The organism is Opitutus sp. GAS368, from assembly GCF_900104925.1.
Lineage (GTDB): Bacteria > Verrucomicrobiota > Verrucomicrobiia > Opitutales > Opitutaceae > Lacunisphaera.
This window is the reverse complement of sequence record NZ_LT629735.1, coordinates 3,114,897-3,130,035: the sequence shown is the minus strand read 5'-3', so window position 1 is coordinate 3,130,035 and position 15,139 is coordinate 3,114,897. Positions and strand designations below refer to the sequence as shown.

Sequence of the window (15,139 nt, the reverse complement as noted above, 5' to 3'; positions counted from 1 at the left end):
TCATGGGATGCGTTGATAGACCTCGCCGCAGTAATGCAGGTTACCGTCGGCCGTGACTTCGATAACCCCACCCGGCTGGTCGGTGACCAGGCAGAGTTTCGGGCTGATCCGGCCCAGACGGTAGCCCGCGTAGACGACGCGCGGAGCCTCCTCGGCACCCAGCTCGAACAGCTTCAGCTCACCGGGGTCCGTCACCACAATCCCGTGCTGACCGGGCTCGCTTCCCGTCATATAGACCCCGAGGAGTGCGGTCTGCACCGAATCGAGTTCCTCCGGCACGATCGGGGCGAAACCCGGGGGCGAATCGTCCGACCCGAACGGTGCGGCCAGCCAGACAATGGCGGCCAGCAGCACGATGGCCATGGCCAACAGCCCGATCACCCTCGGTTTGCTGGCCGCTGGCGGGGCCGGCGTGATAGGCAGGAGGGGGCCGGGAATCGCCCCGGGGCCGGCTTCCGCGCGGGCTTGCAGGATGGACTCGCGGCGGGTGGCCGCCGCGGTGCCGTCGAGCTCCTGAATGGCCTGCTCCACGCTGAGCATCTGCCCCGGAAGCTCGCGCTGGTGCACATCGTAAAGGATCAGCTTCTTCTGCTCGGTGCGGAGCAGGTATTTTTCGTGCCGAACGTGAATCCGTATCTCCGCATCCCCGGCGGCGTTCTCGATCTGGTCGATCTCACAGAAATTCCGCAACAGCTCCTGAAGTGCGTCCGACTTCACGTCGCGCAGTTCGATATGGGTCTGCCCGGCGACCGAGCGGGCGTTGGCACTCAGGTTGACGAGGGTGACATTATACATCGGCGTTCACGGTTTTTCCCCGACCAGGTAGACCGGCCAGCCGTTGAAGCCGGTGCGGAAGCGGCCGGTCGCCAGGTCGCCGTCGTCGATCCGGCGGTCGAGGGCGAGCAGGTCGGCGCGAGTAAGCCCCAGCGGGAAACCCGGCGCGAAAGCGGTCAGGGTGATCATTCCCGACCGGCCGGCGGGGCCGGGCGGCACCCAGCCATACGCGCCGCCAAAGGGCGAGCCGCGCCCCCACGAACTGCCCTGCAACCGCGAGGCCACCTCATCCGCCGTCGCCGGCCACCGGCCGTTTTCCGCCCGGGCCTGCTCAAAGGCTTGCGCGAAGGCCTGCAGGTCCGAGGCGAGCTGTTCGAGCCGGGCCTCGTGCCGGATCCGGCCGAGCCCGACGGAAAGCAAGGTGAAGGCCAGCCCCACCACGAGCAGGAAAAGTCCCAGTTCCACCAGCACCATGCCGCGCGCCGGACGCCCCCTTGGCTCCGGCTCCATTGTCAGCAAGCTCTGCCGCGGGGCGCGCATGGCCGGTCGGTTTCAGTCTCCCACCGGCTGGAACCCCACGTCGGGCAGTGTGCTGCGTTCCACCTCCTCCAGCGTGGTCCAGCCGATGAGCGCTTTCTTCAGGCCGTCATGCCGCAACGAGCGGTGCCCCACCCGCTTGGCCTCTTCAATCAGCAGCGCCACGCTCTGCTTTTCCGTGATGAGTTCACGCATTTTCTCGGAGACCTCGACAAATTCGTAGATGCCCACGCGCCCGCTGAAGCCCGAGCCAAAGCATTTCGGACAGCCGCGGCCGCGATAGAGCGTGACCGGCACGCCCTCGTAACCGGAGAAGAAGGGCGCCAGCTCTTCGCCCGTCGGCTGGTAGGACTCCTTGCACGACGAACAGATGCGACGGACCAGTCGCTGCGAGAGCACGCCCATCGTCGTTGGCGCCACGAGGTAAGGATCGACGCCGATCTCCACCAGGCGGGTGACGGCCTGCAGCGCGTTGTTCGTGTGCAAAGTCGTGAGCACGAAATGCCCGGTCAGCGCCGCCTCGGTGGCGATGAGCGCCGTCTCGAGGTCGCGGATCTCGCCGATGAGGATGACATCGGGATCCTGGCGCATGATGCTGCGGAGCACTTTGGAAAAGGTCAGCCCGATGCCCGTGTTGACCTGGTGCTGGGTGATGTCGGGCAGCCGGTATTCGACCGGATCCTCGATCGTCGTGATATTGAGGTCGGGCCGGTTGACCTCGTTGATGCAGCCGTAGAGCGTCGTGGTCTTGCCGCTGCCGGTGGGGCCGCAGACGATAAGGATGCCGTTGGGGCGCGAGATGACGCGCTTGATCGCCTCCAGCGTGGAGCGCGGGAAACCGAGGTTGTCCAGCCTCAGCATGGATTGGTCGAGCGGCGAACCGAGGACGCGCAAGACCGCCTTCTCCCCGTAGAGGCTGGGCAGGGTCGAGACGCGGAACGCGGTGTTGAGCGTGCCGAAGTTGAGCTCGAACGCCCCGTCCTGCGGCATGCGGCTTTGCGAAAGGTCAAGCTGGCAGAGCACCTTGATGCGCACGACCAGGGTCACGTGCACCGTGCGGGGCAGATCCATGATCGTCTGCATGTCGCCGTCGATGCGCATCCGCACCCGGCTGTCTTCGGACCGGGTCTCGAAGTGGATGTCGGAGGCCCGGCGGCGGTAGGCGGTCAGGATGATGCTGTTGAGCAGCTCGATCACGGCCTTCGACTCGACGAGGTCGGCCACGTCGGCCGCCGTCTTGATCTCTCTCGCGCCGATCATGCCCGGCAGCTGGTCGCAGACGCTCTGGAGGTTGGCGGCGATGTTGCCCTCGGCCCCGAGATACATGTCGACGACCGTGGCGATCTCGTCGGGATGGGCAAAAACGGCGCTGATATTCTTGCCAAGGATTTTGCCCAGCGACTCGACCTGCCGGGCATTTGTCGGGTCACCCATGGCGACCGTAACGGTGTCGCCGAGCGAACTGAGCACGACCGCCCCCACCCGCCGCGCGATGTCCACGGGCAGCTGCTCGTAGCCGTCAGTCGGGATGGCCACGGAGGTCGGGTTGACGTAGGCCACACCCAGGGTGTCGGCCCACAGCTGGCTGAGGCGCGCCTTGGGCAGCACCGACCGCTCCATCAGGTCCTTGAGCAGCCGCATCGGATCGGCCTTGAAGAGATCCGCGCGCGCGTCGATCACTTTCGCTTGCGCCGGGGTCAGCCGGCGCAGGGACTCGAGGAAGGTGTCGACATTGCTCATGGGGCGTTGGGCTTGGCCGGCACGGCGGGCTTGCGGAAGCGGGCGGCGATGTCCTTCTGGTTCAGCAGGCGGGGCGTGCCGGAAGACGCCTGGTTGTAGTCCAGCTTCGCCTCCTCGAGCAGAGCCGGCAGGTCGTGGCGCACGAGGTAATCCGCCAGGGAAGGCAACTTGGTCCTGGGCGTTTCGGGTGTGCTCATGGGGCGGCCTTTTCGTCGGAGAAAAACTGCTGCAGCATCTCCTGCAACTCGGTCTGAAGCAGGTCGGCCCGGACGTCCTTGCGGATGAAAGCCGAGGCGCCCTTGGTCACGCACTCCTCGACCACCGCCTCCTCCGAAATCGAGGTCAGCATCACAATGGGAACGTCGGGCTTGAGCGCCCGGATCCGACCCAGGGCCTGCACTCCGTCCACCCGCGGCATGTTGATGTCGAGGATGATCAGCTGCGGGTCGCTCTTTTCGCACTGGTCAATGGCGGCCTGGCCGTCACGGGCCGTCGTCACGGTGCAATTGATGGACGAGGCCAGCACACGTCCGACGAAAACCTGCATGTAGGTTTCGTCATCAACCAGCAAGACCCGGAGGGGATGAGCGCGGTTTATCATACAAAAATGGACTGACTGGCTGACGGGGCCCGGGGGGAATTCTTGTCCGGCCGGGCCCAGGCGCAAGTGCCATCACTTTCCGGACCCCCTGGGTCTTTGCCCCACTGGACGTTTCCCGACGAGTTCTTGTCCCCTGTCCCCGCCGAGCCAGTCCGGACTGAACACCCCATGCAGGCCGAACTGACGGTGGCCTGTGGTCGTGGCGTGAAATGATATTCTCATAAGCGCGACTCAGGCCTCGGCGGCGTATAAGGGGCGGGCGGGAGGCCGGCCGACTTCAACTGCGGGATCACGACGCGTTCGTAGCAATCGGGGCAGATGGAGTGGCTGAGCTTGGTGCCGGTATGCTCGCGGATGTAGCCCTCGATCTGCTGCCAGTAATCGCGGTCGTTGCGGACTTTCCGGCAATAAGAGCAGATGGGGAGCAGGCCCTCGAGCTGGCGGATGCGCGTGGTGGAGTGAATGATGCGCTCGGCGACGCGCAGGCGCAGCCAAAGATCGGTCGGGTTGAGCGGCTTGACGAGAAAGTCGTCCACCCCGGCGTCGGCGGCCTGGCGTTTGTTCTCTTCGGTGGCGTCCTGCACCGTCAGAAGGATGAAATAGACATAGTCGGGTGACTCGCGGGCGCGGATGCGCCGGCATAACTCCAGGCCGCTCACCTTGGGCATCATCCAGTCGCTGACGACGATGCGCATGGGGGCCGTCAGCAGGCAATTCCACGCGGCCTGTCCGTCCGCGGCCTCGACCACTTCGTGGCCCAGTTTGCCGAGCGTCCGGGTGAGGATGACGCGCAATACCGGATCATCTTCGGCGGCCAGGATTTTCATGGCAGGGGGCGCGGCGGAATGCCGGAACGGATCTTCATGGGCGGGCGGAGGGTGCGTCCGTCAGGTTCACCCAGCGTTCCAAGGCCTCGAGCATGTCCGTCGCGCGGACGGGCTTGCTGATGTAGTCGTTCATGCCGACGGCGAGGCATTTCTCGCGGTCGCCCTGCATGGCGTTGGCGGTCAGGGCGACGATGTACAGCGGTGGTGTCCACGGACAGGGTTGCCCGGTGGTGTCGCGTTCGCGCTGGCGGATGGCCCGGGTGGCCTCGTAGCCGTCCATCTCGGGCATCTGAATGTCCATGAAGACGAGCGGATAGGGATAACGCTGCAGGGCCTCGAGCACCTCCTGGCCGTTGGCCACGGCCTCGGCCGCGCACCCGAACTTCTTCAACTGGCCAAGCGCGACCTTTTGGTTGACGGTGTTGTCCTCGGCCAGCAGCAGGCGGATCTCCCCGAGGCGGGCGCGGAGGCGGGGCGAGATCACCGGCACCGGCGCGGCGCCGGTCTTTGCCAGCAAGTTCGTCGTGAGGGCCTTGCCGATGACGCTGACGAGGCAGTCGAGCAGACGGGACTGCTTGATGGGCTTGGGGAGGAAGGCATCGATCTGGGCCGCCTTCATCTCCGCGGCACTGAGGATCGAGCCCTTGGGCGTGAGGGCGATCAGCCGGGTGCCCGCGATGGCGGGCTCGGCCTTGATGGCCCGGGCGAGCGCGAGCCCGTCCATCTCCGGCATCTGGACATCGAGGAGCGCCACGCTGTAGGGACGGCCGGCGGTGGCGGCCTCGCGGAGGATCGTCAGGGCCTCATGCCCGCTGGCTGCACTGCCCTTCTGCAGTTTCCAGGCGAAGATCTGGTGGCGGAGGATCTGCCGGCTGGTGGCGTTGTCGTCCACCACGAGCACCCGCAGTTCGGACCAGCCGTCGGGCTCGGGTCGGGTCGGGATGTCGCCGAGATCGAGTTTTTGGAAGCAGGCGGTGAACCAGAAGTCGGAGCCCCGCCCGGGCTCGCTGTCGACGCCGATTGTGCCCGCCATCATCTCGACCAGCCGGCGCGAGATGGCGAGTCCGAGGCCGGTGCCGCCGTAGCGGCGCGTCGTCGAACTGTCGGCCTGGGTGAAGGCCTGGAAAAGGCGCGTCTGCGCCTCGCGCGTGACCCCCACGCCGGTGTCGCGGACGTCAAAGCGCACGACGGCGTGGCCATCGCGGTCGGACTCCGGGGCGACGCGGACCACCACCTCGCCCTTTTCGGTGAACTTGATGGCGTTGCCGATGAGGTTGGTGAGAATCTGCCGGAGCCGGCCGGGGTCGCCCCGCAGCCAGGGCGGCGTGCCCGGCGCAAAGTTCACGACGAGTTCGATGCCTTTGGCCTGCGCGCGCTCCGCCAGCATGTCCACCGCGCTCTCGACCGTCTCCAACAGGTCGAAGTCGAGGGTCTCGAAGCTGAGCTTGCCCGCCTCGATCTTGGAGAAATCCAGGACGTCGTTGATGACGGTGAGGAGGGCTTCGGCGCTGGTGCGGATCGTCTCGGCGTATTCGCGCTGGAGGACGTCGAGCCCGGTGTCGAGGAGCAGGCCGGTCATGCCGATCACCCCGTTCATGGGCGTGCGGATCTCGTGGCTCATGTTGGCCAGGAATTCACTCTTGGCCTTGCTCGCGACCTCCGCCGCCTCCTTGGCGACCCGCAGCTCGCGCGTGCGGGCGTCGACCAGCTGCTCCAGGTTGGCCATCTGCGTGCGGGCCTGACGGCCGAGGTTCCATTTCTCGGTGAGCGCCGTGGCCATCTGGAGTGCTTCGACGTTGTCGAAGGGTTTTTTGAGGATGACGAGCCGGTCGGGGTGCCCGAGGCGGCCGGTCATCTGGTCCCAGGAATAGTCCGAATAGGCGGTGCAGATGACGATCTCCATCTCCGGGTCCACCTCCCAGATGCGCGCGGTCGTCTCGATGCCGTCCCAGCCGGGGGGCATCCGCACGTCCATGAACGCCATGGCGTAGGGCCGGCCTTCGGCCAGCGCGCGCCGGGCCATTTCGAGGCCTTCCTGACCCTGATAGGCCGATTCCACCTCGAAGCGGATGGCGCGGCGCGCCTCCGTGGGCGCGCCGAACAGCGCCGACTCCATGCTGGCGGTGGCGCCGGTGGGATCCTCGCCCACCAGGATTTTCCGGAAATCCTCGTGGATCGAGCGGTTGTCGTCGATGACGAGGATGCGGAGGTTTTTCTCAGCGAGCGGGTTTTCCATGGTCGGGGGTCTCCGGTTTGAAAGGCAGGGTGAGGATGAAGGTGGCGCCGTGGCCGCGCCCGGCGCTGTGGGCGGTGAGCGCACCGCCCATCTCCTTGGCGGCGAGGGCGCCACTGTGCAGACCGAAACCGTGGCCCGTGGCCCGGGTGGTGAAGCCGTGGTTGAAGATCCGCGTGAGATTCTCCGCGGGGATGCCCACCCCGTTGTCGCTCACGGCGATGGCGACGTGGTTATCCTCGGTGGTGATGCGCAGCGTCAGGCATTTGTCGGTGCGGCCTGACTCGTCGCAGGCATACTTGGCGTTACGGATCAGGTTCACGAGGATCTGCAATACCTTGTGTTTGTCGAGGGCCACCACGGGGCGCGCCTGATAGTCGCGGGCGATGTTCACATCGTGCCGGGCGAGCGAACCGGCGTTCATCCGGAGCGCGTCCTCCACCAGGTCCGGAATGGAGATGGCCTCGATCACCCCGGAGGTCTTGGCGTAGCTCTGCTGCATCGCCACGATATCCTTGATGTGGTCCACGTTCTTGCGGAGGTGGTCGAGTTCCGTGACCATTGACTTCTGCTCGCGCGCCAGCTCCTCGGCCAGGGTGGCGAGATAGGGTTGCACCATCTTCCCGCGCGGGTCGGCGGTCAGGAAGGCGGCGAGGTCCGCTTGGTGCTCGGTAAGGAGCGCGCCGAGCTTGCCGACGTTGCCCGCCTTGGAGTGTCGCGCCGTGTCGGCCACCAGCGTGGCGGAGACGTTGACGCTGTTGAGCACGTTGCCGACGTTGTGCAACACACTCGTCGCCACCTCCGCCATGCCCGCCTGGCGCGAGGTGTCCAACAGCTGCCGGTGCGCCTGCTCCAGCTGTTCCTCGGCCAGCTTGAGCGTGGTGATATCCTTGGAAAGACCGAAGGTGCCGATGATCTGCCCGTCCGGGCCGCGCCATGGCATCTTGTTGGTGCTCGACCAGCCGACCGTGCCGTCCTTGAAAACCTGTCTTTCGGTCTTGTTGACCAGGGGCTGGCCGGTGCGCATGATTTCCTGCTCGTCCGCGAGGGCGTGCGCGGTGTGCTCGTCGGTGTAGGTGTCGGCGTCCGACAGGCCGATGAACTTTGCCGGATCGACCGGGGCGTCCGGCGCGGCGTCGGGTCCGAGCAGCCGTTCCCGCAATCCGGGGACGCGATCAAGCATCTTCCGCGCCTTGGAGCGGCTGATGAGGACAAAGCGCGAGTCCCGGTCCTTGAAATAGATCGAATCGGGGCTGGAATCGAGCAGGGCCCGGAGCTGGTTCCGTTCATGGGCCAGCTTGGTTTCGGCCTCCTTCAGCGTCGTCACGTCCTTGGTGATGCCGAAGATGCCCACGATCTGGCCCGCACCGTTGTGCCAGGGCATCTTGGTCGTCAGCCCCCAGGTCGTATGTCCGTCCGGATAAGTCTCATGCTCGAGTTTGCCCACGATGGGCTGTCCGGTGCGGATGATCGCCTGCTCATCGGCGAACGCCTCGCGGGCGCGATCAGAGCCGTAGAAGTCGACGTCGGTCTTGCCGCGGAGCAAGGCGGGGTCGTCCAGCTGGAACCGCTGCAACACAGCCTGGCTGAAGCGCACGAAACGCGACCCGACATCCTTGAAATAAATGAGATCCGGGCTGTTTTGTAGCATCGCTTCCAGCAGGCCGCTGGCCTCGGTCAGTTCGGCCGTGCGTTCCGCCACGCGTTTTTCCAGCTGTTCGTGCGTCGCCCGCAATTCGTCGTCGCGCGCCTGGATCTGCCCGAGCATCCCGTTGAAAGCGTCCGTGAGCCGGCCCAATTCGTCGTTGCCGGTGCGTTCGGCGCGGATCGAATAGTCCTTTTCCGCGACGACCCGTTCAGTCGCGGCCGAAAGCCGCGCCACCGGATCGGAAATGACCCGGCGCAAGCGGGCTCCGATCACATAGGCCAGCAGAATGGCCAGCAGCCCGACGCCCGTGACGATGAGCGCATAGCGGCGCAGGCGCTCGTGCAGGCCGTCCAGATCGGACTGCAGGTAGATGGTGCCGATGGTTTCGCCATCAAAGATGATCGGGAGGAAGAGTTCGAGGCGGTCGTTGGCAAACCGGGCCGCGGAACCGCCCGGCGCGGGCGCGAATTCCACCGGCGGCTGGCCGCGCTGGTAGCTGGCGAAAACGGTTCCGCTCCGATCATAAAGGCCTGCGGCCACGATGTGGGGCTGCTTGCTGAGCCCCCGGAGCGTTTCCTGGGCCGAGGTGGCGTCGTTGAACGAGAGCGCGGAGGCGCTGTTGAAGCCCGTCATCTCGGCGAGGGTCGACAGGTCGTGCACCATGTCCCGCCGATGGGCCGTCTGATCGTAGATCAGAAAGCCTCCGCCGGCCAGCAGGAGGGCGGCGCCGCTGGTCAGCGTGGCCAGCAGGGCCAGCTTGCGTTTGATTGAAACGTCGCGAAGCATGCCGGTTCTCCTAGGATTTGCGGTGCACCGCGACGGCCAGCTTGAGCAGCTGGGCACTGAGTTTGAGCCCCGCCTTTTCGCTGGCGTCCAGGTTGATCTCAAAGAGCACCTTGTCCTCCTTGAGCACAAAGGTGATGATGCCGCCGGCCGCGAAGAATGGCTCGGATTCACCCACGGTCAGCACCCCCGCGCTGCGGGCTGATTGCACCTCTTTGGCCCAACGTTGCTCCAGTCCGGTGCTGACAAACAAAACGTGCACCGCGCCGGCTTCCGCGGGCGTTTCGACATTCTTGACGACCACCAGCCGCCCGCCGACTTTCCGGCCCCGGACGAGATTGCTCAATTCATCGCCAAAAGGGTTCCCGTTCCATCCCAGCACCCCGATCACAATGGGATCGGAAAGGTCCGGGAAACGCTGCGGCGGCCACTCCACGAACTTCGTGAAGTTATACAAGTAGGCCGCCTTGATCTGATAGGCCCTGGAAACAGAAGGCTTGTCCTCACAGAACGCCGGCCGGGCGAGCACGAGCAGACCGAGCAGGGCGACCAACCCGTGCCGCGGCCGGCGGAAGGCCCAAAGCCCGGCCCGCCGTTTCCGGAATTTCCCCATGATCTCTGTGCCGTTGCGCATGTGAATTGCACTCCTGGCTCAGAACCGCCACAGGATTTTCCCATAGAAACCGCGGGGGATTTCCGAGACCTCGGTGAAGATCACCGGAGGCTGCTCCGGGTGCTGCTCGTCCAGCAGGTTTTGCCCGACCAGCGAAAGTTCGATGTGATTCGTCGGGCGATAAGCCAAACGGAGGTCGGCGGTGAAATACGCGGGGGTGGTCGCGAGGCCGCTGACGTAGCGCAGCTGGACATCGAGGTTGGTCCGCGGCGTGAGGTCATGGGCCGAGCGCAGGCTCGCCTGATGTCGGGGCGGACCGGAGCTCAGGCCCTGAAGGACGGCGGCCGGCCCGTGCGCCGACTCTTGGTCAAAGGCGTAGCCGGCCGTCAACCGCCACGAATCGGCCGGCGACACCGTGAGGGTCGCCTCACCTCCGTAGGATTCGATCCGATACAAATTGGCCCAAGGGATCGCGGCGAGGCCAAACGGCGTGCCCGGCACGAAGCGTTCTACCGTCGCATAGGTGACCAGATGGTCGTAGTGATTCGAGAAGGCCGCCAGTTCCACGCTGACGCGCTTGGTCGGCTGGATGCGATAGCCCAATTCATAGGCAAACAGCACTTCCGCCTTGAGCGCGGCATTGCTCACCAACGACGGGAGATAAAGCCCTCCGTCCGGCCCGACCAGGGGAGGACCGACGGCGATCGCAACGACGTTCCGCCCCTCCACTTCATCCGGTGTCCGCAGGGCACGCGACACCGCGGCCCAGACGGTCTGGCGCCCGGTCGGATTGAAAACCAGCCGGACGCTGGGCTGAAATTCGAAACCGGTGGTGTCGTTGTGCTCGAGTTTGGCGCCCGCGGTGAACGTCAGCCGGCCGGGCACGAGTTTGAACTCGTCCTGCACAAACGCGCTGAAAAGCTGGGCGTGGAGATCACCGTCGAGCACCGCGATCTGTGGGGTGGTTTGCGCCATATCGTTGATCACATAGCGGTAGCCGAGTCCCCAGATCACGGCGTTGCGCCCCGTCAGATTGAACGTGTGCTGCAACGTGACGTCAAAGGTGTGCGTCAGCAGTCGCACCTGCGTCGGATCATTGCGGTAGGTGCGATCGTAATACGCCTGCACCTCGACGCTCGAGGTCCGCGTCAACTGCCGGGTCCAGCGCCCCAGCGTGTTCACGTTGTAGCCGGAATCGAAGTCGGCCCCGGTCGCGTCCGCCTGCCAGGTCAGGTGCGTGTCCGGATCGGGATAATGGTCGAGGCGAAAGCCCGCGGTCCGCCCTTGCCAGTGGTCATGGGCCGGTTGGCCATCGGCGAGCGGGTAGTCGGCGTTCGATTGGAAGGTTGCGAAGACGCGGTAGTAGGTGTTCGCGCCGATTTGCCCGCCGTAGCGCACCCCGCCCAGGGCCTCGTGCACGTCCCCCCCGCCAGCATAGGTCAGCGTGCCCTGCGTCTCTCGTGCGCTGCGGCTGACGACGTTGACGACTCCGTTGACCGCGTTGGCGCCCCAGACGGTGGCGCCCGGGCCGCGGATAACCTCGATGCGATCCACGTCCTCGAGCATCGGCTGCTGCAGATCCCAGTAGACGCCCGCAAACAGCGGCGAGTAAACCGCGCGTCCGTCTACCAGCACGAGCAGCTTGTTGGCGTAAGCCAAGTTGAAACCGCGCGCGGAGACCGCGAATTCACTGGAATTGACCGTGCCCACGTCCATCCCCGGGACCAGCCGCAGCGCATCCGGCAGCGAAGTGACCCCGGCCCGGCGAATGTCTTCGTTCGTCAGCACCGTCACGGCTGCGGCCACATCGCCGAGCCTTTGCTCCTTTTTGGAAACGGAGGTGACCGACTCGTTCATCAGCTCCTCGATACTGAGGTCCGCGAGCGACTGGCTGGGTGCCGGGTCGGCCGCCGGGAGCGAAGTCAAAGTCAGGGACAGCGCCAGCAGGACAGACCCCGGGGCCACTCTCTGGCGCGCAGTAGATGAAAGAGTGAGGTTCATGCGATGACCGGGGAAGGTAAGAGTTGGCGGGTTTCCAACTCAGGCCACGGCTGGCGCCCGGTCCTGGTCGAGGGTGGCGCGGACGATCTGCGCCAAGGCGGCGGGTTGATAGGGCTTATGCAGGAAATTGGTGCCCGCCAGGGCGGCAAAACCCGGCCGGCTGGTGTCCGAATTGTAGCCGCTGGTGTAGACGATCTTCAGGCCCGGTTTTTCCGTCCGCAGCTTCTCGGCCAGTTCGAGGCCGGACATGTCGTCCGGCATCACCAGGTCGGTCAGCAGCAGCGCGATCCGGTCGGCGTGCCATTTCCAGACGTCGAGCGCCTGCAGCCCCGAGCCGGCCGTCAGCACCCGGTAGCCGTATTCCTGCAGGATGAGCTTCGCGAGTTCCCGCACGGGCACCTCGTCCTCAACCAGCAGGATGGTCTCCTGGCCGCCGGTCACGCTGACCGGATCGGTGGCCGGCAGGTTCAGCGCGAAATCCGCCGTTGTCACCGGCAGGTAGATGCGGAATTCCGTGCCGGCGCCGACCTCGCTGCTTACCTCGACCCAGCCGTGGTGATACTTGACGATGCCGAAGACCGTGGAGAGCCCGAGGCCGGTCCCCTTCCCCACGTCCTTCGTCGTGAAAAACGGCTCGAAGATCCGCGCCAGGGTTTCCGGGCTCATGCCGCAACCGGTGTCGCCCACGCGCAGGCAGACGTGTGACCCCGGGACGGCCTCCGGATTGGCGAGGGGGGCGGTCTCGCTGATCTCCCGGCACTCGGTGGTGATGGTCAGCCGGCCGCCACGCGGCATCGCGTCGCGGGCGTTGACCGCCAGGTTCATCAACACCTGTTCCAGCATACTGGCATCGGCCAGGATGGGCGGCAGCGGGCGCGCGGCCTGGACCTCGAGTTCGATGTCCTCGCCGATCATGCGCCGCAACATCTGGACGACCGCCTCGATGAGTTCGTTCAGGTCCAGCGCGGTGCTGTGCATGAAATGCTTGCGGCTGAAGACCAGCAGCTGGCGCGTGAGACCGGCCGCCCGGCCGCCGGCCACATAGATCTCGCGCAACGAATCCGTGACCTTCGGCGGGAGTTCCCCCGTGTCCATCAGCAGCCGCGCGCGGCCGTTGATGACCGTCAGCATGTTGTTGAAGTCATGCGCGATGCCGCCGGCCAGCTGGCCGATGGCCTCCATCTTCTGCGCCTGCCGCAATTGTTCCTCCAGTTGCCGGCGCTCCGTAATGTCGGTCGCCACGCCGACGGCGCGTTCCATTTTCCCCGCCGGATTGAGAACGGGATACCTGCGATCCTCGACCTGGCGTTCCGTTCCGTCTGGTCGCACCACCCGGTATTCGATCCGGTATTCGGTGCCCTGGGCGAGTTGCTGCAGCGCGACCCGCACCTTCGGCTGATCTTCCGGGTGCACGGCCTCCAGCCAGCTGGCCGGCCGGGCGTAGGCCTCCGCCACGGGCCGGCCCCAAACCTGGGCGTAGGCCGCGCTCACGTACAGCAGCTGGCTCCCATCGGGCGTAGTGACCCAGAAAACGTCGCGGATGGTCTCGGCCATTTCGCGGAGGCGCGCCTCGGCGGTGCGCAACGACTCCTCCGCCTGATGGCGTGCGGCCCGCTCGGCGGCCTCGCGCAGGGCCCGGCGCACCGCCGGAACGAGCCGCTCCAGGTTGTTTTTCAGCACGTAGTCCGTCGCGCCGCTCTTCAGGCTCTCCACCGCGCGGTCCTCGCCGATGGTGCCCGAAACGAACAAAAACGGCACCCCCGGCCGGACGCGCTGCGCCAGCGCGAGGGCGGTGGCGCCGTCATACGAGGGCAAGGTAAAGTCCGAGATGATCAGGTCATAGGCCGCCTCCGTCAGTGCGATTTCGAATTCTCCCCGCGTCACCGCAGTCCGCACCTCGCACGCGAGGCCGCCCTGCCGCAGCCGGGCGTGGATGAGTGCGCGATCCGTCGCATTGTCCTCAAGGTGGAAGATGCGCAGCGGCCGGTCGATGGGAGGCAAGGAGCTCATGGGGTAAGGCGGAGGCCCGGCGGGGCGGGTTCGCCCGTCGATGAAGCCATCACTAAGACCGCAAAAGTCCGCATGCGCCCGATAAAACCTGCAGTTACCCTGGCCACTCCGGTAAACGTCAGGAAGTGGCGGTAAGAACCCAGCGTCTCAGCTGAGGCGCACATGCGAAAGGTAACACTCTGGCCCGAAGTGCTATCCCCATGCTAAGATCAAGCCCTTAACAAGCAAGTGGTTTCCCGAGGTAAGGACGCGAACGACACGCAACGAAGTGGTTCGCACTATTTCTATGTCGCTAGATGCGCAGGGCGTCGCGCCCGACCTGCACGCGCTCCGCAAGATCGCTGGCGTCCTTCTGTATCTGTCCGGGGCGCATCCTCGTGTCGTCACGGAGTTCACGCGGCACAGTGACCTAAAGCTGACGATGAAGCTCTACCTGGACGCTGCGCAACTCCAAGGCCCGTCGCCGCTGCTGTGACTAAGTTGCCTTGGAACAAGCCGGTCGCTGCTACCGCGTGAATGCGCTCTAGATTATCGTTGGCAGTGAAACCATGTGCATTTGACCGATGCCGTTCATCTCATGCGTCACAGCGACCCAAAGCTCACAATGAAGATTTATACCGACGCTTCACAGCTTGCCCTGAGTGATTCATTGGCCAAACTTCCACACGTTCAGGTGCGTGTGGGCCAACATGCAGCCAGTGGGTAAATACCGACGGGCACTCACTGCAGACGAGGTCGGCCGCCTTCTCACTACCGCACCGCATCCACGCAGCACCGTTTACCTTTTGATACTCGAAACCGCTTTGCGCCCGCTCGAAGCGAAAAAGCTACAGCTCGCCGGCGTCTTTTTGGCGGGGGGTTCCCTGCCCCCGGCGGGGGCGGGGGAAGGGGCGTGGGGGGGCGGGCCGTGCGTCCGCATCCCCATGTCCATTGCGAAGAATCGTAAGACCATGCTGCAACCGATCAGCTTGCGGCTCGCGGCCGAACTCAGAGCGCTACATCCGGAGGGCACACCGCTGTTCGCTCCAGTGTTCGCGTCCATCCCGCGCGGTTCTACTTTTCGCCGTGACCTCGCCCGCGCTGGCATCCCGTTCTTGGATGCAATGGGGCGGCGTGCTGACCTGCATTGCCTGCGCAAGACCGCCGGTGTTCTCTTGTGCCTTTCCGGGGCGCATCCCCGCGTCGTCATGGAATTCATGCGGCACAGTGACCTCAAGCTGACGATGAAACTCTACATGGACGCCGCTCAACTCCAAGGCCCCGTGGCTGCCGCTGTCACCAAGCTGCCGTGGAACAAGCCTACGGCTGCCACCGGATGAAACTGTCGCAGATTGTCGTTGGCAGTGCATGAGATTCTCATACCTTAAACATT

At 65.2% G+C, this 15,139-nt stretch carries 13 protein-coding genes; 2 read left to right on the top strand and 11 right to left on the bottom strand.

The annotated features are described in order from the left end of the window. From BLU29_RS13435 to BLU29_RS13385, 11 genes are all read right to left on the bottom strand, one after another. Nucleotides 1–795 (bottom strand): hypothetical protein, encoded by a 795-nt coding sequence (locus BLU29_RS13435; RefSeq protein ID WP_091058854.1) that lies wholly within the window; start codon nt 793–795, stop codon nt 1–3. A 6-nt stretch (nt 796–801) separates the two neighbouring features. Continuing rightward, nucleotides 802–1,314 (bottom strand): hypothetical protein, encoded by a 513-nt coding sequence (locus tag BLU29_RS13430; RefSeq protein WP_157693862.1) that lies wholly within the window; start codon nt 1,312–1,314, stop codon nt 802–804. A 12-nt stretch (nt 1,315–1,326) separates the two neighbouring features. Further along, nucleotides 1,327–3,051, bottom strand: a complete 1,725-nt coding sequence (locus tag BLU29_RS13425; protein WP_091058850.1) for a GspE/PulE family protein — start codon at nt 3,049–3,051, stop codon at nt 1,327–1,329. Continuing rightward, nucleotides 3,048–3,248, bottom strand: coding sequence for a hypothetical protein (locus BLU29_RS13420; protein ID WP_091058847.1), 201 nt, complete (start codon nt 3,246–3,248; stop codon nt 3,048–3,050). Before BLU29_RS13420 ends, BLU29_RS13425 begins: the two co-directional genes overlap by 4 nt. After that, entirely contained in the window at nt 3,245–3,622 is a 378-nt protein-coding gene (locus tag BLU29_RS13415) for a response regulator (protein ID WP_172830268.1), read from the bottom strand. Before BLU29_RS13415 ends, BLU29_RS13420 begins: the two co-directional genes overlap by 4 nt. 248 nt (nt 3,623–3,870) lie before the next feature. Further along, nucleotides 3,871–4,479, bottom strand: coding sequence for a response regulator (locus BLU29_RS13410; protein ID WP_091058841.1), 609 nt, complete (start codon nt 4,477–4,479; stop codon nt 3,871–3,873). Nucleotides 4,480–4,513: 34 nt separating this feature from the next. After that, nucleotides 4,514–6,715, bottom strand: a complete 2,202-nt coding sequence (locus BLU29_RS13405) for a response regulator (protein WP_091058839.1) — start codon at nt 6,713–6,715, stop codon at nt 4,514–4,516. Further along, a complete protein-coding gene (locus BLU29_RS13400) occupies nt 6,696–9,146 on the bottom strand; it encodes a PAS domain-containing protein (protein ID WP_091058837.1) in 2,451 nt (816 codons plus the stop codon). The genes BLU29_RS13405 and BLU29_RS13400 overlap by 20 nt, the downstream gene beginning before the upstream one ends. Before the next feature lie 10 nt (nt 9,147–9,156). Continuing rightward, nucleotides 9,157–9,777, bottom strand: coding sequence for a YfiR family protein (locus BLU29_RS13395; RefSeq protein ID WP_091058834.1), 621 nt, complete (start codon nt 9,775–9,777; stop codon nt 9,157–9,159). Between the two features lie 18 nt (nt 9,778–9,795). Then, the gene (locus BLU29_RS13390) at nt 9,796–11,682 is read right to left on the bottom strand and encodes a TonB-dependent receptor (RefSeq protein ID WP_172830267.1); all 1,887 of its coding nucleotides are present in this window, start codon (nt 11,680–11,682) and stop codon (nt 9,796–9,798) included. 114 nt (nt 11,683–11,796) lie between these two features. Continuing rightward, nucleotides 11,797–13,767: a response regulator gene (locus BLU29_RS13385; protein ID WP_091058828.1), complete on the bottom strand. Its 1,971-nt coding sequence runs from the start codon at nt 13,765–13,767 to the stop codon at nt 11,797–11,799. Nucleotides 13,768–14,053: 286 nt separating this feature from the next. Here BLU29_RS13385 and BLU29_RS13380 point away from each other — a divergent pair, with 286 nt between their 5' ends. Both BLU29_RS13380 and BLU29_RS13375 read left to right on the top strand, forming a co-directional pair. After that, on the top strand, nt 14,054–14,242 hold the full coding sequence (locus BLU29_RS13380; protein WP_091058826.1) for a hypothetical protein: 189 nt from the start codon (nt 14,054–14,056) through the stop codon (nt 14,240–14,242). 214 nt (nt 14,243–14,456) lie between these two features. After that, nucleotides 14,457–15,086, top strand: coding sequence for a site-specific integrase (locus BLU29_RS13375; protein WP_091058823.1), 630 nt, complete (start codon nt 14,457–14,459; stop codon nt 15,084–15,086). Nucleotides 15,087–15,139 lie beyond the last annotated feature (53 nt).